We start from the raw sequence: 22,683 nt of genomic DNA, 5'->3' as shown, positions 1-22,683 counted from the left end.
GTCATATATATTACCAATTAGTGATATTTAATGGACGGGTAGTAAAGTTTAACTTGTTGAAAAAAATATAATTTTGAAAAGAATTTGAGGAAAGCTACCCGGTAGAAACAGCAAAAGGAACTGTTTCTACCGGTGTCAGTCGTTACTCTATTTCTGTAGCTGGCAGTTCCGGTAAGAATTGCGGGCGCTGGAAACCGCCGACAACCTCTTCAATCAGTGCCGCTAGGCTTAAGAGTTGCGGCTCGCTGTACGGCAATCCAACTACGCTTAAGCCGATTGGGCGGACATCTTCACGACCAGAAGGGACGTTAATTGCTGGGTAGCCGGAAACGGCTGCCGCAGTTGAAGTACCGAAACTATAGCCAGGACCTTCAACCGGAGGAATAGGCCAGGCTGGACCATAAGACGGCATGATAATTGCCGCGACACCGAGGTCTTTCAGGTATTGATCGAGGTGCGCTTCCGCCAGTTCACGACTGGTATTCAAAGCACGTAAATAACTTTCTTCTGCCTCGACTAAATCGACGGCCGCAGCCGCCTCGAAATATTCTTGGCCAAAGAGTGCCAATGTGCGTTCAGCATGAGCTTGGTTATACGCAATAATCGCGTTCATATCGCGCGCTTGTTCTGGGGCTGCGAATTCCTCCAGCCAAGCATTGAGATCGCGCTGAAATTCGTAGATAAGGACTTCGATTTCAGCCTGACCAAGCTCAGACGGTAACTGCCATTCATACACTTCGATCACTTCAATACCTTGGGCGCGAAGCACGGTGACCGTGCGTTCAGTGAGTTCTTTGACGCCCGTAAAACGTTCGTCCCAAGCGCGCACTAACACGACGGGCTCACCGTTGTAGGGTGTTTGGCTGGCGCGAGCGAGTGAGACGCCAAACTGGTCGGCTGCATCCGGTGTAATCATGGCATCGAGCAGCAGCGCTGCGTCATAGACATAACGGGTCATTGGGCCGGCAATATCTTGTGCTGACGCGATGGGTATAATCCCGTGTCCAGAAACTGTTCCGCGGGTGGGCTTGATGCCGACGACACCGTTGATTGATGCAGGACACATAATCGAGCCATCGGTTTCGGTACCAATGGCAAGTAGTGCAAAATCGGCTGCGATAGCAGCGCCAGAACCTGAGCTCGAGCCACATGGATTATGCGTCAGGACATGTGGGTTGCGCGTTTGCCCGCCAAGTCCAGACCAACCACTAATTGAATTCTGGCCACGAAAATTTGCCCATTCAGAAAGGTTGGCTTTGGCCAAAATAATGGCACCTTCATCGCGTAACTGTCGTACTAGCTCAGCATCAACCTCAGTGACGAAACCTTGCATAACTTCGGCACCAGCAGTCGTTGGCAGGCTGTCGGCGGTAGCAATGTTCGCTTTCAAAATTACCGGCAAACCGTGCAATTGCCCTCGAATTTGGCCCGCCGCACGCTCGCGGTCACGTTCAGCAGCGATAGCTAACGCCTCTGGATTCACATCGATAATGGCGCGAATCTCATACCCTTGCTGATTATTTGCGGCAATCGCATCGAGATAGTGCTGAACTAAATCAACACTCGTCAGCGCCCCTGATTCGAGCTGCATTTTCGCGGCAGCCGCGTTCGTCCACGCAGGATCAGCTGGCTGTACAACCTCGGGTTGAGGTGAACAAGCGACTAACCAAAGTGAAGCACAAAGCGTTATCGCTGCAAAAATTCGTGGCTTGGTCGTAAACACAGGGATTTCCTCTATTTGTTTGGACTCTTTTTGTTATATGGTGACTTTGCCAGTTTGCGACTTATTTCGCCAGAAAAAATAGACAACTTCGATTCAGAGAGTGAATAATTTCAACGTAAGACAACGAGGCAAGCCATGAAAGCCAATGAAAAATCGCTGATTCAGCGTGTTGTGCTCGCAACGACGGGGGCACTCTTACTCGGTAGCGGATTCGCAGGCGCAGCGAATGCACAAGCCATTAGCTATAAAGACCAATCTAAGTTGCACGACATTGCCGCTGCACCAAGCGCAGAGAACTTGCGTCGCGATGTACAGACCTTGGTCGACTTCGGTACCCGCCACACCCTCTCAGAAACTGAGTCGGATACGCAGGGTATTGGCGCCGCTCGTCGTTGGATTTATGAAGAGTTTCAACGTATTTCAGCAGCCTGCGGTGGTTGTTTAGAGGTTTATTACAGTAGCGATATTGTTGAGGGAACGCCACGGATACCCGATCCCGTTGACGTCGTCAGTGTCGTCGCGATTCAGCGCGGCAAAACCGACCCTGGTCGCTACGTGCTCATGTCCGGCGATATTGACTCTCGAGTAACGGACATTATGGATTATACGTCGGAGTCCCCGGGAGCAAACGACAACGCATCAGGGCTTGCTGGTACCCTAGAGGCAGCTCGGATTCTCAGTCAGTATGAATTCAATGGCTCAATTGTGTACGCGGCGCTTGCTGGTGAAGAGCAGGGGCTGTTTGGCGGTGAGATTCTTGCGCGGCAAGCCGTTGAAGAAGGCTGGCGCCTGCACGCTGTATTAAACAACGACATGATCGGTAACATCGCGGGAATTAATGGCGTCATTGACAACACCACAGCACGGGTGTTTGCTGAAGGAACGCGCATGAATGAAACCGAAGCGGATGCTCGTCGACGCCGGTTTACTGGCGGTGAAGTCGACTCGCCTAGTCGTAATTTAGCCCGGTATATTTCTTGGATGGCAGATCGGTATATTCCTAATTTAGATGTCATGGTCGTTTATCGTTTAGACCGATTTGGTCGTGGCGGGCATCATCGGCCATTCAATGATGTTGGCTTTCCCGGCGTACGAATCATGGAAACCAACGAACATTATGACCGCCAGCATCAAGACTTACGCAACGAAGACGGTCGCCACTACGGTGACACAATAGAGTATGTCGACTTTGACTATGCGGTCAAACTTACGGCGTTAAACGCAGTGACTTTAGCCAGTATGGCATGGGCGCCAGCACCACCAAGTGACGTTGAAATTCGCGGAGCGGTGCAACCTCACACCACGTTAAGTTGGGCGCCAGCTAGTGAACACGACGCAGAGACGATCGCGGGTTATCGCATTTATTGGCGTTATACCGATGCGCCAAACTGGCAATTTAGTCGCGACGTGGGTAATGTAACTGAGTTTACTTTACGTAACGTCGTGATCGACAACTACTTTTTCGGAGTTGCCAGTGTTAGCAAGGATGGTTTTGAAAGCCCAGTGGTGTTCCCAGGTGCAGCAGGGACGTTCGACCTGCGCTAGGCTTTTTGGTGTTAAATTACGAGCCAAGGTATTTCGTCGAAGTGCCTTGGCTATGCCATTGATTGTCTTACTGATCGGTTGTTCGGACTTAGGTTCGAGTGCTGAAGTCGAAATCCTGCAACAACACGAACAACTGCGCTCTGACCTGCAGCGATTAGAGAGCACAACAACTCGAAGTTCGTTACGCGAAGCACTCGACGATCCTCGCCTCCATCCTTACGCATTGGCTCGTGCCATCTACGAACAGAGTGAATTGCAAGCTCAAGCGCCGACCTTTCTCGTTCAGTTTGTGGCAACATTAGTGGCGGCGGATGTCGCGCCGGCTCTTGTTGATCAGGAGCTCGATACGTTGCTGGAAGAGTTTGATGAAATGCGCCGGCAAATGTCCTTCTACACTCGCAGTCCCGAGGTTTTTTATCTCACCATGCTCAGGTTAAGTCAGAAAACGGCAAATACTGAGCGAACGGAAGTACTGCGTCAACGTGTGGAACAGTCTATTGCCAACATGGACAATGATTCTATGGCGAGACGTCTGCGCAGTCAGTTGATTGAGTTCTATATTGAAATCGGTGAACCTGAACTCGCGCATCCTAACTATGAACAAATTGAAGATTCAACGCTCAGGGTATTACTCGCGATTAGCCTCGCCAAGGCTTATGCAGAAAAGAGTCATATAGCGGAAGCGAACCAGCTCATTGATGAATTTGACAGCAGTCGGAGTGAGTTGGTCTATCTCATCGAAGACTGGGTAAAATTGCTGTTGCTCGTCGACCGCAAAGAGCAAGCGATTGAGTTCTTGTATGACATGCGCGATGCGCATTTGAATGTGAGCGCGCAGCAGGGAACGACGTTATTCTTTACTAACTCGATGAATTTGAACATGATTATCCGTTTACTCCGTGAGCTTGGTCGTGAAATTGAAGCGCGCGAAGCTTTGGTGCAAAGTTACTACTTTGGGTTAGAAAATCATCCGGGCGATTGGTTCTTATTACGCGGTATGTTGCCTTACCTCAAAGGATTTCAAGTTCAGGGTGAGCAAACCTTGTTCGAAGAGGCCAAACGCGATCTATTTAATCGCCTGTATGCCTTTGTTATCTCAGATGAACGGTTTCAGCAGCGTATTTTCGAATTTACCCAGAGTATGAAAGAGTTGGGACTCGAGGATTTGGGACGCGAGTTTATCGATAGGATTGCAGTGTTCAATTCTGAGGAGCTGCAGGTAACGCCGGCGATGTTCTATTTTTCGATGAGCTATGCTTACGGCATGCTCGGCGATAACGAGAAAGCGAAACGCTATTTACAACCACTTCTCGATGACTTTTCTCTGCTCGAACAGTTATTTGCGTCAGAAGGTCTGGGCCCAAGCGGTGTGCTTACTTTCTTACTGGAGGCCGGGCATATTGATGAAGCGAAAGCGCTGCTCGGCAGAAATCCAGATCTCACGCATGTTCAGCTTGTATTGCAGCATTTAATTACGAGTGAACGATTGAACGATGCACTGGCCTTTACAGCTGAGCATGAGACTCGAATAGAAATGACGATTTTTATGTTACTTAGAATCGCCAGTGGATACTTGCAACAAGGTCAGCTGCCTAATGCGCAAGATCGTGCATTAATGGCGCAGCACTGGTCACAGTATATGCCGATGGCAAAGGAGAATTGAGCGCAATGGTGATACAAAAATGGATAGGTCGCGGATGTGCAGTTGCGGTGACCGTCATCGGTTTATCGGCCTGCTCAGAGATCAACTCTGAGGCTGATATCGAGGTGTTACAGCAGGAACAATTGCGTGCTGACTTGCAGCGATTAGAGAACACAACAACTCGAAGTTCGTTACGCGCAGCGCTCGACGATCCGCGCTTACATCCTTACGCGTTAGCTCGAGCGATGTTTGAACAGAGTGACTTGAAAGCGCAAGCACCGACCTTTTTGTTCCAATTTGCGGCAACCTTGATTGACGCAGACGTTGCGCCGGACCTTGTCGAACGTGAGCTTGATCAGCTGCTGACTGAATTCGATGAGATTAGCCGTCAACAGGCTTTTTATGCACAGAGTCCTTGGGTGTTCTATATCCGCATGTTGCGCTTTAGTGAACGTACCGCCAATCATGAACGGACGGAACGTTTACGTTTGCAAGTCGAAAACTATGCAGAGCTGCACGCATTTGAACTCGATGCACGTGGTCAAATGATTGAATTTTATTCAGAACGCGGTGAACTGGAGCATGCGCATCGCCATTACGAACAAATCGATGATCGCTTCGGTCGAGTTACGTTTGGTTTGGACTTAATCAAGGCCTATGCTCAGCAGGGTAATGACCGTGCCGTACAGCGGCTCGTCGACGAACTCAGTCGTGATCCCGAAAGCGTCGGCTACTTAATTGATGATTGGATTGAAACACTGTTATTGGCGAATCGTCGTGAACAAGCCCTGTCTTTTTTACTTGAACGCCGTGACATTATTCTCGCGTCGTTGACGTCCGACAGTCCGCATATGTTTTTCATTCATGCGCATAATTTCACACTGATTATTCAACACTTGCTCGATTTCGGTCGCGCTACCGAAGCCCGGGAGGCGCTGATACAAGGCTATCGTTATGGCCTGGAGAACTCGCCGGGGGACTGGTACCTATTGCGTGGCGCATTACCTTATTTGCAAGGCTTCGAGGCACTCGGCGATGTTGCGCTTTTGGAGGAAGCGAAACGCGATCTATTCAGCCGAATTTATGCCTTGTTGGACGACGAAGAAAATTTCGCCACTATCGTTTTTGGCTTTAGCAACGTGATGCAGGAGCTTGAACTGGAATCGCTAGGACTCGAGTTCATTGATGTCGTGGCAGGTATTAATGAAAGTGAACAGCGGGTTGCGCCCGAATTGCTTTATTTTCTGTTGAGCTATGCCTATGGCTTGCTCGGCGAAGAACAAAAAGGCCAAGCCTATTTACAACAGCTATTCGATGACTTTGTCTTGCTCGAACAACTGATGACCTCGTCAGCTATTGGCCAAAATGTGGTGATTAGCTACCTGCTCGAAGCCGGCTACATTGACGAAGTGAAGTCGCTGATCGGACCGCACCCGTCGTTTACCAACAGGCGCCAATTGTTTGACGCGCTGATTACACATGAGCGATATCTTGAAGCTTTGCAAGTGACGGCCGAGCAGGACATTGATCCGGTATTTAGTATTATCATGCTGCTGCAAGTGGCCCATGGTTATCTTAAACGAGGTCAGTTACCCAATGCTGAAGCTCGAGAACTGATGGCGCGCCATTGGTCGCGCTATATGCCGATGGAATAGGGAGCTTAGATATGGGTAAGCAGTTAAGCCGCGGGTTAGCATGCGCAATCATTTTTGCAGGACTTTCCGCGTGCTCTGACATGGATTCGGATGCCGATATCGAGGTGTTACAAGAGCGCGAGTATCGGGTAGCGGAGGTGCGTCGTAGTGAAGCTAACACCGAGCGACACTCCCTGCGCGAAGCCCTTGAAGACCCGCGTTTACATCCCTATGCACTAGCGCGAACTATATTCGCTGAAAGCGACTTCCGACAGAACAGTCCGATGTTTCTTTTACAGTTTGCTGCGGCCTTGATTGATAGTGAAACGGCGCCCGAGATTGTCGATCGCGAGGTTGACAATTTACTTGCAGAATTCGATGAGATCAGCCGCTTACAGCCGTATTTCGAGCAAAATGAGTGGACGTTCTATCTTCGTTTACTGCGTGTCAGTCAATTCACGCCGAACACAGAGCGCACAGCGCAATTACGCGATCATGTCGAGGACTTATTTGAGCTCCATATCATTGATAATAACTCGCGGGCACGGCTGGTTGAGTATTATCTCGAGCAAGATCAACTAGACGACGCGGAGCGGCATTTAGAGCAAATTGACGAACCCTATTATATTGCCCGCTTCAGTTTGATCCTGATTGAACGGTATTTGCAGCGCGATGATCGCTATGCGGCTCAGCGTCTACTCGATGAATTATCGCTGATGGAAACAGAGTTGCTTGGATTCACTGCTGAGTGGGTGTCCGTACTTTTACTCGCCAATCGAGAATCGCAAGCGGTGAGCTTCATACTCGATGGGTTTGATCGGGCATTTTCCGTGCTTTATGACGAGGATCAGTTTACCTTTTACCGGAATATAATTTCTTTTCATGATTTAGTGCAGCAGGCGTTGCGGCTTGAACGTGCTGACGAGGCGCGCCATGCCTTGTTACAGGCTTATCGTCAATTAGCCACATTTTCAGGACTCGAGTTGATTAATATCCGTTTGTCCATCGCGTTCTTAAAATCCTTTGCCACTCTCGGTGACGAAAACACGTTCGCCGAGGTCAAACGAGACGTTTTGGCTCGAACCTACAGCTATCTACAAAACCCCGACTATTTCTCTGAAATCGTACGTGCGTTTAGTAAAGAGATGCTTGAGCATGGCCTCGAACAACATGCAATCGAGCTGATCGACAGTGCCGCGCAGATGAACGATGACGAAGTGCGAATTCCAGAACCTGAGTTTCATTACGCATTGGGCTACGCTTACGGTGTGCTTGGAGAGGAGGAGCCAGGTCAACGCCATTTGCAAGTGCTGTTCAATGATCCTGCTAAACTTGAGGAGTTGCTCAGCTCTTTTCGGGTATCACCATTTAATGTTCTTCAAGATTTTATCGATGCTGGTTATGTCGACGAGGCCATTGAACTTGTTGGTACGCAACCGAACATGAATGAAATTCGGGTTATCTTTGCTGCCTTGGTTGCGCAAGAGCGTTTTGTCGATGCGTTACAAAAACTAGGTGAGTACGACCTGAATGAGTCGTCGACCGTCTGGGGCTTACTCACGATTGGCCATGGTTATTTGACGAGCGGCGTGTTGCCCAATGCCGAGGCACGGGCTGTGATGCAAGACTTTTGGTCACGGTATATGCCGACGGATTCCTAATGCTGCTTTCAGTCCAAAGCGATCCCCAATGCGAGTAACAAAATAAAGGCGTGAATGAGTGCGACGTTGATCCCTAAGAACGGCACGAGCTGTGGGATGTCATTGGCATATCGATGCACACCTTTGATTAATTTCGGTGCCAGGACGGCTGAGAGCAGCGCGAAGATACTCAAATCGGGAATGACTTGGTTCCATACGGCAACGATGAGAATAACGTAAGCGAGTACTAACTGACCGGAAAACAGCCAAGCACTGCGGCGACGACCGATCATGATCGGAAAGTGGAAGCGGCCGACCGACTCGTCCGCTTCACAATCTGGAAATTGATTGAGCAACAGCAAGTTGTTCACCAGCAACATGACCACCACTGCGAGTACCCAAATCATCAAGTTGAGTTCCCGCGCAAACACCCAAGCGGCGCCGAGCGTCATCAGCAAGCCAAAACCAACGCCAGGCGCAATGAGGCACAGCACTGGCTCTTGGTTGAGTGGTTTGGTGTAGAGCAGGATGAGCAAGACACCAGGTACACCGAGCCAGAGCAAACTAAAGCTGTATTGGTTGACGATGGTGAGACCAGCGATGGTGACAATAAGCAAGCTCACTAGCGCTAGTATTAAAGCCCAGCGAGCCATTTTCGGATTGCGGACGAGGGTTCCACTACCGCCACTAAATGCTGTTTTCCGTGTTTTGAAGTCGAGTCCGCTGCGAAAGTCGATGTATTCGTTCAACGCGTTCACGCTCACATGCGCAAAAATAGCCACAACGGTAACTAACACCAGTGTACTGGTTGGCGGCCAACCGGAATAGTAGTAGCCGATAGCGAGTGCAAGTAATAAGCAGGCAAGGGTGAGCGTCAGGAAGTTCGCTCGCGAGACTGCCAAAAAATCCGAGAGTTTCAGCATCTAATTCTTCTATGTTCGTTCGTCAAGTTGCGGCAGAAAGTCCTGCTCCAGTTGCTGTAGCCATTGTTTACCGAAGCTACCGAACAACTTTTTCTGGTGCTTCAGAAACGCTTGACCACAATCATTGAGCAATTTCTCGTTCGCGGCTAATTGTTCCACTTTTACCCAGTCATTCCAAACACTATGTAAACCCCAGTTCGGATCGTGAATTTCACAGCCGGGTAATCGGTAGTGAAAAGTCGGGCGAGCTTTCACGAGTCGAGTATCGACCGCCGCGACCAGTTTGTCTTCATCAAGATGACGAAATAACGGCAGCATATCGAGGGCACGGTTACGGGTTGGATTATGTTCTAGGTAATCGTCCATTAAGGTTTCTAAATCGGGCCAGTAATCAGGGCTCAAGGCGAGCTCGAGATATTCTTTGGGAAATGGGTCGATGTAGTTGCTGATACGTCGTGAGATGTCTGGATCGATGCGCGCCAGCAACCAGTCATACAAGCACAAAAATGCCTTAATGTGCGCCATAATTGTGTGGCTATCTAACGACGGTAGCTCGGGATTCAGCTGCATACCAAATGCATACGCTAAACTGTCAGAAGAGCCGCGGGCACCCGCTGCACGCAAATCATCCATGAGCGTCTCAACTTCATCTAAACGCGAGAGCGGCAACGGTGGGCTTACCACTTCTACGGGCACCACACTTTCAGCAACCCAAGCTAAACCCTTTTCCGTCGCGGCCCGCAACTCGTCCTGCTCTTCTTCACGGCCCATCTTCTTCAGGTAACTGTAGTCAAACTCAATCACCCAGTCACCCGCAGAATCACCACTGATCGTCTTTTCATAACGGCCCTGCGAGCTGACCTCACAGCTGTCACACTGTTTGGCTAGGAAAGTTTGTAGGACTTCTGCAGCCGACTCGAGATTCAAATCACCAAACTCAATCTCAACACCTACGGTGCGCTCATCACCGTCAGCGTTCGTTTGCTTGGGAGGCGTTATTAGTTGTGGTTTTGTCATCAGTGTCTACTCCTTATCGGCTGCATCGACTGCTGGGTTAATTTCGCTAATACGGCGATAAACCCAAGCTGGCTTGCCATCGGCAAGATAATATAAATAGCGCTCGTAGCGCACACCGACACGCTCGTAGCGGTCGAGCCGCCGCAATTGTGCAGCGGTGACGTAAAAAATACGCCCTTGGGTGACCGCGTCATCATCTGGCAACAAATCTAAACGATGCCGCCGATAGCCTTCAAGCTCTGCCGGAGCGGTTGGCACGTAACCCCGAATAACAATACTGCGCACGAGTGGATTCGTCAGTGTACCAAAAGCGAAGACACGATGTTCGGCCTCTGGGTCGATGTCGAGCGTTGTTTCCGAAAAATTAAAACTATAAGGATTTAACCAAATCCACCACCATACACCCATTGCGATGATCACGATGATGAGTACCGTTGTTATTTTTGTCACCTTGGCCCCCGTATATTTCGTGTTGTTTTTGTGTATCATGCAGGAGTTGTGATTACAAATAGAAGATGGGAACAACCAAGAGGAAAAACCCATGCGTACACTTGCTAAATTTGCTCGTTCTAGTGCTGCAATAGCCGTTGGCGCAGCACTGTTGTTAACCGCCTGCGGCCAAGCACCGCAAACACCCGACGTGTCAGCTGAGCCGGAAGCTTTTGTCTTGATGCCATCTGCTCAGGAGCGTCTAGATATCTATGTACCGGTTGAAATGGGTGTCGACATTTCGCATTTAACGGACGCTCAAAAAGAGCTGGTAAGTCTCTTAATTGACGCCGCTGACATTATGGATGAACTCTTCTGGATGCAGGCATATCCGGGTGATCGCCAAGAGTTTTTATCGCGTATTCCGGATCCGAAAGTGCGTCAGTTTGCTGAAATTAACTACGGCCCATGGGATCGTTTGAACAATATGCAACCCTTCTTGCAAGGGTACGGCCCGAAGCCTGCTGGCGCAAATTACTATCCTGCCGACATGAGTCGGGAAGAGTTCGATGCTGCTGATTTAGTGGGTAAGGATGACTTGTACACCTTAATTCGCCGCAATGACGCCGGTGAATTGTATACGGTTGCTTACTCTGAAAAATACCGTGACAAGCTCGAACAAGCAGCAGCAATTTTACGCGCAGCGGCTGCAGTTGCCGATGACGAGAAGTTCGCAGAGTACCTAGTCATGCGCGCCGATGCATTCTTGACCGATGATTATCAGCCGTCGGACTATGCTTGGATGGATGTCACTGACAGTGTGATTGATGTGATCATTGGTCCAATTGAAACCTATGAAGATCGCTTGTTCGGTTACAAGGCAGGGTTTGAGGCGTACGTATTAGTCAAAGACCTCGAGTGGAGCGAGCGTCTTGCGGTTTATGCAGAGCACCTACCCGCGTTGCAACGTGGTCTACCGGTTGCTGACGAGTATAAAGCCGAAGAGCCGGGTGCAGAAGCGCAGCTCAACGCTTATGACATTGTCTACTACGCTGGTCATTCCAACGCAGGCAGTAAAACGATTGCCGTGAACTTGCCGAATGACGAAGAAGTTCAGCTGGCGAAAGGCACTCGCCGTTCGCAGCTGAAAAACGCAATGCGGGCCAAGTTCGACGAAATCTTGTTGCCGATTGCTGACGAACTGATTCATCCAGATCAGCGTGATCACATTACCTTCGATGCGTTTTTCGCAAACACCATGTTCCATGAAGTCGCTCACGGACTTGGTATCAAGAATACCATTGATGGCCGCAGCACAGTGCGTCAAGCCTTGCGTGAATACGCAGCACCGTTAGAAGAAGGCAAAGCGGATATTCTTGGCTTATACATGGTTACCCAGTTACTCGAAGCAGGCGTGCTAACCGAAGGACAGCTAGAAGACTATTATGTAACTTTCCTTGCTGGAATCTTCCGCTCCGTACGCTTCGGTGCGTCGAGTGCGCACGGGCAAGCCAACATGATTCGCTTTAACTATTTTGCCGAGAAAGGCGCGTTTATTCATGACGAAAACGGCTATTACAGTGTCGATATGGACAATATGCGAGAGGCAATGAACAGTTTGTCTGAGCTGATTTTGCGCTTGCAGGGTGACGGTGACTATGAAGGTGTGGCGGCATTATTCCGTGATAAGGGGGGCGTCGGTGCTCAACTTCAAGCTGACCTTGATCGCTTGTCTGCAGCGAACATTCCAGTTGATATTGTGTTTAACCAAGGTAAGGCGCAAATTGGCTTATAAAACCTGCGAAATGTAGAAATTCACCAAGGTTTAGCCAAATACACCATAAAAGCCGAAGCGTTTAAGCTTCGGCTTTTTTATATATTTCATAAGTTTATAAGTTTGGGCACGAAGTTTGCTCTGTATTAATCATGCAAAGATCTCAAAACAATTTACTGCGAATAAGGAAACGATCATGATTACAACACTAGTAATGTTAAGCGGACTTCAAACCATGGCGATCGAGCCTCCAGCGGAGCCGAAAGCGCCAGCGGTCAAATCGACAACCAATGCCTTTCAGGTCATTGACCATGGCAACGGCTGCAATATGTCGCTCGATAAAGATCTTTATATCAGCCCTGAAGCATTAACTTTGCGTGAAGGAACGAATGAAGTGTTTCGGATTCACGCCGATGGTCAGGTTTATGTGAACGGACAAGCGATTGCAGTTGCGGATGCCGATCGTGCCCACTTTGTGGCCTATAAAGATGGCCTTGCTGAACAAACGAAGTTTATCGTTGAAGTGTTGGATGAAGCGCTCGAGATGACGAACTATGCATTAACCATGACCTTTGGTGAGATGTTCGGTAAGCGTCATCGGATTGTCCGTCGGATGGATAAGCTGACTGATCGATTACGTGATGATCTCGCCATGATTGCCTACGAAGACAACGGCATGTTTGTGGTGCAGGGGACGCAATTGGACGCGTTTGGCGATCGGATCGGGGCCACCATTGAAGAAGAGATGGAAGATTTGATCACCAACGCAAAAGGCTCGATGTTAATGATGGTGGGACGCATGTTAATTCGTGGTCAACGTGGTATCGACGAATTCGAACAACGGATGGAAACCATGGCGGCGAACCTTGAAACCGAAATGGAAGCTTGGGGCGCAGACATCGAAGCACGCAGCGACTATTTCTGCACTCGTTTAACTGAACTTCGAGCCACGGAAGACTATCTCTCTGAAACCTACCCAGCGTTCGGCGATTATCGTTTACTGCCATAAGCTGATGTTGGGCTGAGCTGCAGGGCCGCTTAGCCTGTTAGCTGCTTGGTTTGGAATCGGGCTACTCATTCTCAGAGACGCCGTAAACCCGTCCCTGGGGGCTTATATTCGGCATCCATGCCTCATATACTCTGAGAACGAGCAGCCGCGCTTCCGACCGCAGCTAACAAGCTACTTGGTTCGAAATCGGCCTACTCATTCTCAGAGACGCCGTAAACCCATCCCTGGGGGCTTATATTCGGCATCCATGCCTCATATACTCTGAGAACGAGCAGCCTCGCTTCCAACCGCAGCTAACAAGCAGCTAGGCTCTCAACCAAGCAGCTAACACGCTAAGCGCGTCAGCCACAAGGTTCGCAGCGCATCAGCCGCAACTAGCTCTTCACCTCTGGCTCTTCGTCAAGATTGAGGTCGTCGTCATGTTGTGCCACGTCCCAAGGTAATGAGCTTGGCGAGTGGTGCTGGAATGCCAAATAGTTTTCGAATTGGTTGAGTACATCGTTAATGATATCAGCCTTTTCAAAACCATAGACATCGTACGCTTGACCACCCTGACGGAGGAAGACTTCAGCACGGAAGTATTCGTCACTTTCTGTGCGTTTCTGCAACATTGCAAACTCTGGGCGGGCATAGCCACGAATGCGGATTTCGTAGGTGAAATCAGCGTCAGCACGGTCGACGTGAAGAACAACTCGAGTCGGATCCTCTTCGAGTGATACTTCTGCTTGCCATTTTTGTGACTCAAGCTCTGCTCGTACTTCTTCGAGACAGTCTTTACAAGTTTCGCGAATAAAGGTTTCGACTTTGGCTTTACTCGGATAGTCAACCAGGCCCGCTAAGCGTTTTTTCCAGTAGTTGGCACCAGAATGAACGCCACGACGGTGAATTTTTGCAGCACTCTTCAAACTGTCGAATTGGTGACCTTCGATAACCAACGCTCGCCACATGCCAACGGCCGCCAATAGCATAATAATGGCGAACGGCAGTGCACTGGCAATTGCCGCAGTTTGCAGGGCAGTGAGTCCGCCAGCAAGTAACAGCACGGCAGCAACAATCCCTTCTGAGCTTGCCCAGAACACCCGCTGCCAAGCAGGCGTGTCCATGCGACCACCGGAGGCTAACGAGTCGATAACCAGCGAGCCTGAGTCGGATGAGGTGACAAAGAATGTCATGATCAGCACGACGGTGACAAACGAGAGAATGCTGGTCAATGGCAGATTCTCATACAACTTGAACAGCGCAATAGCCTGGTCCGCCTGCACGTCGGCAATCAGGGTATCGAGACCTTCGTTCATGATCATGTGTAACGCGGTGTCACCAAACACCGAGAACCAGAAAAAGGTAAAGATAGTTGGAACTAACATAACGCCAAAGACAAATTGGCGAATGGTGCGGCCACGACTGATTTTGGCGATAAAGAGACCAACGAATGGTGCCCAGGCAATTGTCCAACCAAAGATGAACAAGGTCCAGTTGCCGATCCAGTCACTGCGGCTATAGGCCTGCAAATTAAAGGTACGCTCAACAATGTAATTGAGATAGCTACCTGTGTTCTGCAAGAAAGTCTCAAGAATATGTACGGTAGGTCCGGCAAAGAACACGAATAACAATAGGAACATGACCAAGGTCATATTCACAATGGATAGGCGTTTGACCCCTTTATCCAAACCCGCAACAACCGAGGCAATAGCCATCAAGGTGATGACAAAGATGACAATGACTTGGACGATGGTGGACACCGGAATGGTCGGCCAAATGTAATTTAAGCCAGCATTAATTTGAATGACCGAAAGACCCAAGGTTGTGGCAATACCAAACATGGTGCCAAGAATTGCAAAGGTGTCGACGGCATGGCCGGCTGGGCCATGAATTTTCTCGCCAATGATCGGATATAACGTTGAGCGCATGGACAGCGGCAGTCCGTGGCGGAACGAAAAATAGGCCAAAACTAAGCCCACCAGACCATAGATAGCCCAAATATGGAAACCCCAGTGGAAATAGGAGATTTGCATCGCTTGTTTTGCGGCGTCGACAGTTAACGCGGCGCCTTCAGGCGGGCTGGCATAATGCAAGACCGGCTCGGAAACACCGAAAAAGAGCAGGGCGATACCATAGCCGGCTGAAAACAACATGGCGAACCAAGACAAGAAACTATATTCCGGCTCGGCGTGATCAGGGCCCAGCTTGATTCGTCCCCACTTGGAAATACCAACGATGACGATAAACATTAAAAATAGGGCAACTGCAAGCATGTAGAACCAACCGAAATCTTCGGTAATGCGAGCCAGTGTCGCCGAGAAGAACTCACCGGCTAACTCAGGGTTTGACAGAGTTCCAATCACTAACAGGGTAATGACAGCGACAGCGGGAATGAACACCGGCATCAGCAGCATCGATTTCCAACGCGAATTGCTTTTTGCGGTCATGCAAAGACTCCTTGTTGTGGCAATCGTTTATTATTCTGGTGGCATACCTATTTACACTAGCAGTCTGAAGTGAAATCACAAGTTGAAATCTGGCGCGCCCCCAGATTAATTAAGAAACTAGCAATTGAATGATTAATTTTCCTGCTAAACTGACCGAGGAAAAAAAATTATAAGGAAATCAGTATGAGTTTGCGTTCAAGTACGGTTGGGCGATTAAAGTATTGGCTTGAGCGCATGCTCGGAGGCGGTGCGCTGTTGCAGCTACTCTTGGCTTGGGGAGTTGTCGCTGCAGTTGCGGTGTTTGGGGGCTTTTTAGTCTTTGTGTTTGCGCGCAGTGACGCCGGAATTGCAGAGGAACTCTGGTGGTCATTTTTACGTTTAACCGATCCGGGTTACCTAGGTGACGACGAGGGCACCTCGCGACGCATTATCTCCACACTTCTCACCGTCGCCGGCTATGTGTTGTTTATGGGTACCTTAGTGGCAATTATGACCCAATGGCTCTTTCGCCAAATGCGTCGATTTGAGCTAGGGCAGACCCCGGTTTCATTTCGCCAACACACGGTTATTCTCGGTTGGACGTCGCGCTCAATTCCGGTGGTTAATGAATTGATTCACCCAGAAGTTCCCGCGACTTTAGTCAATCGCATCGCCGTATTAGCCGATAACATTACCGAAGGTCCAAGTGAAGAGGTTCTTGCTCAACCTTGGTCGACCAAGCAGCGTCGGCGTGTGGTTTTACGGTCTGGGTCACTACTCAATCCAGACCATCTGCAACGAGTCGCGGTGCAAGAAGCGCAAACCATAATTGTGCCATCACGAGGGAACTTCGCTGAGCAGACCTTAAGTGCCGACGCGGACGCCATCAAAGTCTTGTTATCTTTGCAAGCGCAGCAGCTGACGACCTTGCCGCCGCGGGTGATTATTGAGTTACAGGACGCACAGAAAATCGCAATCGCTCGCCACACCTACCGTGGGCCGCTAGAAGTGGTGGCATCCGATCTCTTAATTGCACGCATTTTGATGCGTAGTACCTTGTATCCGGGACTTTCGGGTGCCGTGAACGCATTGTTGGTCGATGCGGATCAGCCGCAATTTATTCCTGTTACTGCCGCTAACTTTGTCGGCAAAAAATGGCAACAGGTGTATGCCAGTGCTTTGTACGTGACACCATGTGGTGTCTTGCGCGAAGTGAATGGTGAGCAGCACTCCTATTTAGCGCCGCCCGCAGACTTTATGCTTAAAGCGGGCGATGAGATTCTATACTTAGCTGGTCGCGTTCGCGACATTCAACATCGCAATGGTTCAGCGACGCATAAGCGGATAGCCACCCCGCAGCTGTTGTTAACGCCGCCACGTCCACGCCAAAGTAAAGTGTTGTTGCTTGGTTGGAACAACCGTGTGCCTGCTTTACTTGAGCAGTTCATTGCCGATCAACGCACTGAATTTGCGGTAACGTCGGTGTCAACGTCGAGTATTGACGAGCGCCAGCGAAAATTACAGCAGCGTTGGGGGTTAAATGGTCAAGACGAGATGCCGTTACAAATCAATTGGCGCGAAGCAGACTACACCCTTGAAGCCGTGCTAAAAGAATTGAAACCCCATCAATATGATGCCGTGATGTTGTTTAGTAGTGACCGTTTAGGCACGGGCGAGGAAGCCGACGCTCGCAGTATTGTCGCATTCATGGTGCTCGATTACTTGCTGGCGCAGGGGAACCCAGACCTTCGTCCGCACATCATGGTCGAGCTGCACGACCCGAGTAATGAAGCCTATGTTGACCACAGCCATAACGAAGTGTTAGTCAGTTCCGTGGTGGTTTCGCACGTGCTTGCTCAAGTCGCGGTTTATCCGCAACTACATACGGTGTATGAGCAGCTTCTGAGTTCCGAAGGTGCGCGTATGGGCATTCGCTACGCACCACCCGCGTTACAGCGCTCGGTGACCATTGCGGAACTGCGCGAACATGCACTCGCTCAGCAGGCTGTGTTACTTGGCTATCAACAACCCGATGGCCGAACTGTGATGAATCCACCGTTAAACGAGCAGGTGAATGTCACCGCAAATACACAACTCATCGTGTTACAAGGTACACAGGCCTAAAAGAATTGAACAATTTTCTGCAAACCGGTGTAATAAGTTTATGACCACACTAAAAGGTGAACCGCAAAAATTTCGGCGACTGACTTTGTTTATTGCTTTGCTTAGCGCGGCAGCAACCTTGCTCTTGCTGACTGCTTGCTCCGAGCAAACTGAGCAAAATAGCTCTGCAGGTGAACAACCAAGAACGCCGATAGCAGCTTACGAAGTTGTGCCACGAGATCTGTCGCGACAATTAAATTTGTCGGCGACGGTGCAACCGCGTGTTGTTGTCAATCTCAATAGCCGGGCGCAAGGGATGGTGAATTCGATTGCCGTTGAAGAATCAGACTATGTCACGCAAGGCCAACGTCTGGCTGAGTTCGATGTCGCCGAGCAACAAGCGGAATTGAATCGTGCGCAAGCCCGAGCGCAAGAAGCGCGGTTAGAACTTGAGCGTATTCGTCAGCTCAGCGATACCCAAACGATAGCGCGGGCGGAACTGGAGCGAGCGGAAGCTAGCTATGCGGCTGCCACCGCAGAACGGGATTTGTGGCAAACACGTCTGTCTTTTGGCGTCATTACTGCGCCCACAGACGGCGTGATCACTGCGCGCTATATTCAGGAAGGCGAAGCGGTTGAGCCACGGGAGCCATTATTTGTGCTCGCGAAAATGGACGAGTTAGTGATCTTACCGGGCGTTTCCGAACGCGATGTGCGGCATTTGACCGTGGGGCAGGAAGTGCCAGTGCGGCTTGACGCATTGCCCGATGAAACAATCACCGGCAGCATTCGTCGTATTTTCCCTGCAGCAGATGCAGAGAGTCGTTTAATTCATGTCGAAGTATTGCTGCCAAGTGATAGTTACGAACGCGGTGTTCGCCCAGGTTTTCTAGCGCGTTTACCTTTGATTGTGGACTCGCGTCCCGATTCGCTGGCGGTACCGGCTGCTGCGATTGGTGAGGACGGCACCGACCGCTATGTTTATCAAGTGATCGATGACCGTTTGACGCGCGTGATCATTCAAACCGGGATTACTCGCGGCCAATGGACTGAAGTGGTCGATGGCATTGACGCTGGTGCCGTTGTCTTAGCAACCAATCCGATTGATATGCGCGACGGCACCCGCGTGCGCATTGTGAATTGGCGAGGTTAGCGGATGCGTGGGCTCAGCAGTCAAGCCATCCGTCGTCCCATCGGGACGCTGTCACTGACAGCCGTTATTCTCGTCCTCGGTTTGTTCTTCGTGCAACGCCTGCCGGTTGACCTCCTGCCGCATATTGAATACCCGCAAATTACAGTCACTGTGAATCATCCAGGCGTTGCGCCTGAGGTGATGGAAGAGCAAGTGACGCGCGTGCTCGAAAGGAATCTCGCCGCCGTCGAGAATCTGGTGCTCATTGATAGTCGGGCCTCGGAAGGAAGAACCAATGTAAATTTGCATTTCGAGCTCGGTACCAACCTCGACCTTGCCCTTCAGGATGCCGGAAGACTGCTTGAGTTAGCACGGACACAATTGCCGCCTGATGCCGAACCTCCGCGCCTGTATAAACGAGATCCGTCACAAGACCCAGTCTGGCAAGCAGGCTTCAGTTCAACGGTGCGCAGTGAAGTCGCGGTGCGTGATTGGGTCGTCAATCAACTTACGCCACAACTGGTGTCAATTCATGGTGTTGCAGGTGTTGAAGTTGCCGGCGGGTTACAACGCGAAATGGAAGTCATTGTCGATCAGCAGCGCCTTCGCGCTTTCGGCTTGCGCATGCAGGATATTGTCGACTTGTTAGCGATGGAAAATATCGATGTAGCGGCAGGTTGGATGACCTCTGCAAGTTTTGATGTGATGGCAAAAACCGATGGCATGCTGACTTCAGAAGAGGATGTCGCTAATCTTCTGTTACAAATTCCCGGTTCTGATCAACGTATTCGCCTCAGTGAAGTTGCTGAGGTCCGTGACGGCTTTCGTGAGCAGCGTCTATTTTCCCGTTTAAACGGTACTCCAGCGGTGCAGGTTTCGCTGACCAAGTTACCGGAAGCGAATACGGTGGATGTCGTCGAAGCCGTGCAAAGCCTTATGCTACAATTGGACCGAAGCGGCTTTTTACCTGCTGATATTCGTTTTCAACCGATTGACGATCCGGTTTATTTTATTCGCGGAGCTATTAGTAGTGTCGGCACTGCAGCCGTTTTAGGTGGTGTATTAGCGATGCTCATGGTTATGCTGTTTTTGGGCTCCTTGCGCAAAAGCTTTGTGGTCGGTTTATCCATTCCTGTTGCGGTCCTTGCAACCTTTGCACTCATGGGGGCTAGCGGCCTCACTCTCAATGTCATCAGTTTAGGCGGTCTTGCGCTTGGGGTTGGGTTGTTGCTCGATAACGCCATCGTCATGTTAGAAAACATTTTTCGCCATCAAAAGGATGAATCTCAGAGCATTGATGAAAGCGCTGAACAAGGCGCGGCTGAAGTGTCTTCGGCAATCACAGCGGGTACCTTAACCAACTTAGCAGCGGTTTTGCCGTTTCTGTTGATCACCGGTTATGCTTCGATGATTTTCCGAGAATTAATTCTAACCATTTCTTTCGCGATATTAGCGACCTTGGCCGCAGCACTGACACTTATTCCGGCATTAGCGGCCTTGCTTGCCAAAATTAGTTGGCAAAGTGGTTTTGAAAACAGTTGGCTCGTTCGTGGGTTTGCGCGTTTTATTGGCTGGTTGCAAACCATTTATGTCAAAGCATTAGCGAAGCTGTTGCGATGGCGCTACATGGTGGTCGCTGCCGCTATTGCCGGTGTGGTTGTGATTGTGAATGTTGGCAGCGACTTAGGGAACGAGTTTTTACCGCAAGTTGATGACGGTGGCGTGAGTGTGCGTCTGGTGCTACCGAGCGGTACGCCGCCGCTGGAAACTGACGAGGCGGCGCGCCAAATTGAAGCAGTCATTATGGATATGCCGCATGTTGAAACCATGTTCGCCTTGGTTGGTGGTCATTTAGGTGGCGGTATTATTAACGAACGGCCTGGTACCAGTAATATTCGAGTTCAACTCACGCCCTCGCGCGAACGACCGGACATGACCGCAGGTCAGTGGGTTGCCGAAGCGCAGCAGCGGCTCGACGCTTTAGACTTGCCAGGCGCCCGTATCAGTGTGCGGCCGCCATCCATTCGCGGATTGCAATTTAGCCCAGGTGGCGCGGACTTCTCAATTAGTGTGGTCGGTGATGAATTGCGTGATTTACGCGAAACCGCACGCGAAATAGCAGCGCTGCTGCAAGGTATTCCCGGGCTCGAAGGGGTTGAAGTGGGACGTGAAGATCAAAGCCCATTAATGCGGATTATCGTCGATCGCGAGCGCGCGGCAGATTTAGGCTTGCGGGTTTCTGAAATTGGTCGTGCGGTGCGATTTGCTGTTGACGGTGCCGTACCGTCGTACTTCCGAGATGGTCAATATGAATACGATGTGCGCGTGCGTTTACCGCGCGATCAGGTCAATGACGAAGAAGTCTTAGGTAATTTGCTACTTGATCGCGTGCAAGGTGCGCCGGTATTGCTGCGTGATGTCGCGAGTTTTCAGCTCGGTGAGGGGCCAGCCCATATTGAACGTGAAAATCAAAATCGAGTTGTTCGAATTAATGGTGATATCAATACGGCAGTCAATGACGTGGCCAGTATCATGGCAGAAGTCGACGCCCGCATGGAAGGTTTCGAATTGCCGGAGTCGTTCAGTTTGATTTATGCCGGTCAATGGGAAACCATCCAAGAAACCAATCGCGAATTGCGAACGGTGGTCTTTTTGGCACTGTTCCTAGTGTTCGTGGTCATGGCGGTGCAATATGAACGATTAACCAATCCTTTGGTAATTTTGACCGCAGCACCGCTGGCGCTGGTTGGTGTTGTCAGTATCTTAAAACTGACGAGCACAGCCTTGTCAGCGCCAGTACTCATCGGCGTGGTCTTGTTGATTGGGATTGTCGTCAATAACGCCATTTTACTGGTGGAATATATTGAGAAAGGCCGTCGTGACGAGCAACTGTCGATGCATGAGGCGGTGCTGCAAGCCGCGAGTGTACGCTTGCGACCTATTTTAATGACGACGCTAACCACCGTGCTCGGTATGTTGCCGTTGGCGCTCGGCATTGGTGAAGGTGCAGAAATTATGCACCCACTGGCGTTGACCGTGGTCGGCGGCCTGCTCAGTGCGATGCTGCTGACTCTTTTCGTCGTTCCTGCCTTCTACCTGATTGTTAATGGCGTCGCTGAACGCTTGGTGGCTTTTTTAACTAGCAAGCGCGGTAACACCGCATAAAATAATGGTCGGCTGAACGCCGACCATTATTTGAATTGTTTGTCTGTAAACGTTGTTGACTGACGGATGTCAAAACGGTCATGTCAAACAATGACATGACTAAACAACAGTTACGTTCTCAGCTTGTGGGCCTTTCTGGCCTTGCGTGATCGTGAACTGAACTTTCTGGCCTTCAGTCAGGGTGCGGAAGCCGTCACCTTGAATGGCGCTGAAGTGAACAAACACATCTGGACCGCCGGCGCGCTCAAGAAAACCAAAACCTTTCGATTCGTTGAACCACTTAACGGTACCAGTAACGATATCAGACATAGCCTTTCCTAACTTTCTTTAAAATGAAACTGCTGACCATAAGCCAGCGAACTTAATGCTGTTCGACAGCTAGATTGAGAGGCTATAGACGAGGACTTCCAAGAAGATATCGTTCCAGCGTTCAAAACGAGCTGCTTACAAGCAGGAACAAGTATACACCGCAGATTTTGAAGTCGCCACGCCTTTTGTTGATTATTAATTATGCAGAAATATTCTGAAGCCAAAGCTTACTA

The 22,683-nt window shown here is 50.1% G+C and carries 15 protein-coding genes; 9 read left to right on the top strand and 6 right to left on the bottom strand.

Annotation, left to right across the window (positions count from 1 at the left end):
• Positions 1 to 142 precede the first annotated feature (142 nt).
• Positions 143 to 1,723, bottom strand: a complete 1,581-nt coding sequence (locus LAT77_RS08645) for an amidase family protein (RefSeq protein WP_290564156.1) — start codon at positions 1,721 to 1,723, stop codon at positions 143 to 145.
• 135 nt (positions 1,724 to 1,858) lie between these two features.
• Between LAT77_RS08645 and LAT77_RS08640 the strand changes: the two genes are divergently transcribed.
• Genes LAT77_RS08640 through LAT77_RS08625 form a run of 4 tightly spaced genes read left to right on the top strand, consistent with a single transcriptional unit; the run spans position 1,859 to position 8,205 of the window.
• Positions 1,859 to 3,268: a M28 family metallopeptidase gene (locus LAT77_RS08640; protein WP_290564155.1), complete on the top strand. Its 1,410-nt coding sequence runs from the start codon at positions 1,859 to 1,861 to the stop codon at positions 3,266 to 3,268.
• A gap of 52 nt (positions 3,269 to 3,320) precedes the next feature.
• A complete protein-coding gene (locus tag LAT77_RS08635; RefSeq protein WP_290564154.1) occupies positions 3,321 to 4,931 on the top strand; it encodes a hypothetical protein in 1,611 nt (536 codons plus the stop codon).
• 5 nt (positions 4,932 to 4,936) lie between these two features.
• Positions 4,937 to 6,565, top strand: coding sequence for a hypothetical protein (locus LAT77_RS08630; protein ID WP_290564153.1), 1,629 nt, complete (start codon positions 4,937 to 4,939; stop codon positions 6,563 to 6,565).
• A gap of 11 nt (positions 6,566 to 6,576) precedes the next feature.
• Positions 6,577 to 8,205, top strand: coding sequence for a hypothetical protein (locus LAT77_RS08625; protein ID WP_290564152.1), 1,629 nt, complete (start codon positions 6,577 to 6,579; stop codon positions 8,203 to 8,205).
• 8 nt (positions 8,206 to 8,213) lie between these two features.
• On the opposite strand, the gene LAT77_RS08620 is transcribed toward LAT77_RS08625, so the two are convergent.
• The 3 genes from LAT77_RS08620 to LAT77_RS08610 are packed head-to-tail and all read right to left on the bottom strand — an operon-like array spanning position 8,214 to position 10,574.
• Positions 8,214 to 9,107, bottom strand: a complete 894-nt coding sequence (locus LAT77_RS08620) for a prenyltransferase (protein WP_290564151.1) — start codon at positions 9,105 to 9,107, stop codon at positions 8,214 to 8,216.
• A 9-nt stretch (positions 9,108 to 9,116) separates the two neighbouring features.
• The gene (locus LAT77_RS08615) at positions 9,117 to 10,124 is read right to left on the bottom strand and encodes an amidoligase family protein (RefSeq protein WP_290564150.1); all 1,008 of its coding nucleotides are present in this window, start codon (positions 10,122 to 10,124) and stop codon (positions 9,117 to 9,119) included.
• A 6-nt stretch (positions 10,125 to 10,130) separates the two neighbouring features.
• Positions 10,131 to 10,574, bottom strand: coding sequence for a gamma-glutamylcyclotransferase family protein (locus LAT77_RS08610; RefSeq protein ID WP_290564149.1), 444 nt, complete (start codon positions 10,572 to 10,574; stop codon positions 10,131 to 10,133).
• A gap of 91 nt (positions 10,575 to 10,665) precedes the next feature.
• Here LAT77_RS08610 and LAT77_RS08605 point away from each other — a divergent pair, with 91 nt between their 5' ends.
• A complete protein-coding gene (locus LAT77_RS08605) occupies positions 10,666 to 12,348 on the top strand; it encodes a Zn-dependent hydrolase (protein ID WP_290564148.1) in 1,683 nt (560 codons plus the stop codon).
• A gap of 175 nt (positions 12,349 to 12,523) precedes the next feature.
• Complete coding sequence (locus tag LAT77_RS08600; RefSeq protein ID WP_290564147.1) at positions 12,524 to 13,336, top strand: DUF2884 family protein; 813 nt, start codon at positions 12,524 to 12,526, stop codon at positions 13,334 to 13,336.
• A gap of 374 nt (positions 13,337 to 13,710) precedes the next feature.
• Here the strand turns inward: LAT77_RS08600 and LAT77_RS08595 are convergent, their stop codons facing one another.
• Entirely contained in the window at positions 13,711 to 15,762 is a 2,052-nt protein-coding gene (locus LAT77_RS08595) for a BCCT family transporter (protein ID WP_290564146.1), read from the bottom strand.
• Positions 15,763 to 15,945: 183 nt separating this feature from the next.
• Between LAT77_RS08595 and LAT77_RS08590 the strand changes: the two genes are divergently transcribed.
• From LAT77_RS08590 to LAT77_RS08580, 3 genes are read left to right on the top strand one after another with little or no spacing between them, the layout of a single operon-like run.
• The gene (locus tag LAT77_RS08590) at positions 15,946 to 17,865 is read left to right on the top strand and encodes a hypothetical protein (RefSeq protein WP_290564145.1); all 1,920 of its coding nucleotides are present in this window, start codon (positions 15,946 to 15,948) and stop codon (positions 17,863 to 17,865) included.
• A gap of 40 nt (positions 17,866 to 17,905) precedes the next feature.
• A complete protein-coding gene (locus LAT77_RS08585; RefSeq protein WP_290564144.1) occupies positions 17,906 to 18,997 on the top strand; it encodes an efflux RND transporter periplasmic adaptor subunit in 1,092 nt (363 codons plus the stop codon).
• 3 nt (positions 18,998 to 19,000) lie between these two features.
• Positions 19,001 to 22,141 carry an efflux RND transporter permease subunit gene (locus LAT77_RS08580; RefSeq protein ID WP_290564143.1) on the top strand — a complete coding sequence of 1,047 codons (3,141 nt, stop codon included), beginning with the start codon at positions 19,001 to 19,003 and terminating at the stop codon, positions 22,139 to 22,141.
• Between the two features lie 99 nt (positions 22,142 to 22,240).
• Here the strand turns inward: LAT77_RS08580 and LAT77_RS08575 are convergent, their stop codons facing one another.
• The gene (locus LAT77_RS08575; protein ID WP_126792671.1) at positions 22,241 to 22,450 is read right to left on the bottom strand and encodes a cold-shock protein; all 210 of its coding nucleotides are present in this window, start codon (positions 22,448 to 22,450) and stop codon (positions 22,241 to 22,243) included.
• Positions 22,451 to 22,683 lie beyond the last annotated feature (233 nt).

Source organism: Aliidiomarina sp. (assembly GCF_022565475.1).
In the GTDB taxonomy this organism is placed as follows: Bacteria; Pseudomonadota; Gammaproteobacteria; order Enterobacterales; family Alteromonadaceae; genus Aliidiomarina.
The sequence above is the reverse complement of the archived record's forward strand: the minus strand, read 5'-3'. Positions and strand labels throughout refer to the sequence as shown.

Excerpts from the sequence above, each read along its gene's own strand:
- LAT77_RS08640 (WP_290564155.1), top strand. The coding sequence starts at position 1,859 with ATGAAAGCCAATGAAAAATCGCTGATTCAGCGTGTTGTGCTCGCAACG.
- LAT77_RS08635 (WP_290564154.1), top strand. The coding sequence starts at position 3,321 with ATGCCATTGATTGTCTTACTGATCGGTTGTTCGGACTTAGGTTCGAGT.
- LAT77_RS08630 (WP_290564153.1), top strand. The coding sequence starts at position 4,937 with ATGGTGATACAAAAATGGATAGGTCGCGGATGTGCAGTTGCGGTGACC.
- LAT77_RS08625 (WP_290564152.1), top strand. The coding sequence starts at position 6,577 with ATGGGTAAGCAGTTAAGCCGCGGGTTAGCATGCGCAATCATTTTTGCA.
- LAT77_RS08620 (WP_290564151.1), bottom strand. The coding sequence starts at position 9,107 with ATGCTGAAACTCTCGGATTTTTTGGCAGTCTCGCGAGCGAACTTCCTG.
- LAT77_RS08615 (WP_290564150.1), bottom strand. The coding sequence starts at position 10,124 with ATGACAAAACCACAACTAATAACGCCTCCCAAGCAAACGAACGCTGAC.
- LAT77_RS08605 (WP_290564148.1), top strand. The coding sequence starts at position 10,666 with ATGCGTACACTTGCTAAATTTGCTCGTTCTAGTGCTGCAATAGCCGTT.
- LAT77_RS08600 (WP_290564147.1), top strand. The coding sequence starts at position 12,524 with ATGATTACAACACTAGTAATGTTAAGCGGACTTCAAACCATGGCGATC.
- LAT77_RS08595 (WP_290564146.1), bottom strand. The coding sequence starts at position 15,762 with ATGACCGCAAAAAGCAATTCGCGTTGGAAATCGATGCTGCTGATGCCG.
- LAT77_RS08590 (WP_290564145.1), top strand. The coding sequence starts at position 15,946 with ATGAGTTTGCGTTCAAGTACGGTTGGGCGATTAAAGTATTGGCTTGAG.
- LAT77_RS08585 (WP_290564144.1), top strand. The coding sequence starts at position 17,906 with ATGACCACACTAAAAGGTGAACCGCAAAAATTTCGGCGACTGACTTTG.
- LAT77_RS08580 (WP_290564143.1), top strand. The coding sequence starts at position 19,001 with ATGCGTGGGCTCAGCAGTCAAGCCATCCGTCGTCCCATCGGGACGCTG.
- LAT77_RS08575 (WP_126792671.1), bottom strand. The coding sequence starts at position 22,450 with ATGTCTGATATCGTTACTGGTACCGTTAAGTGGTTCAACGAATCGAAA.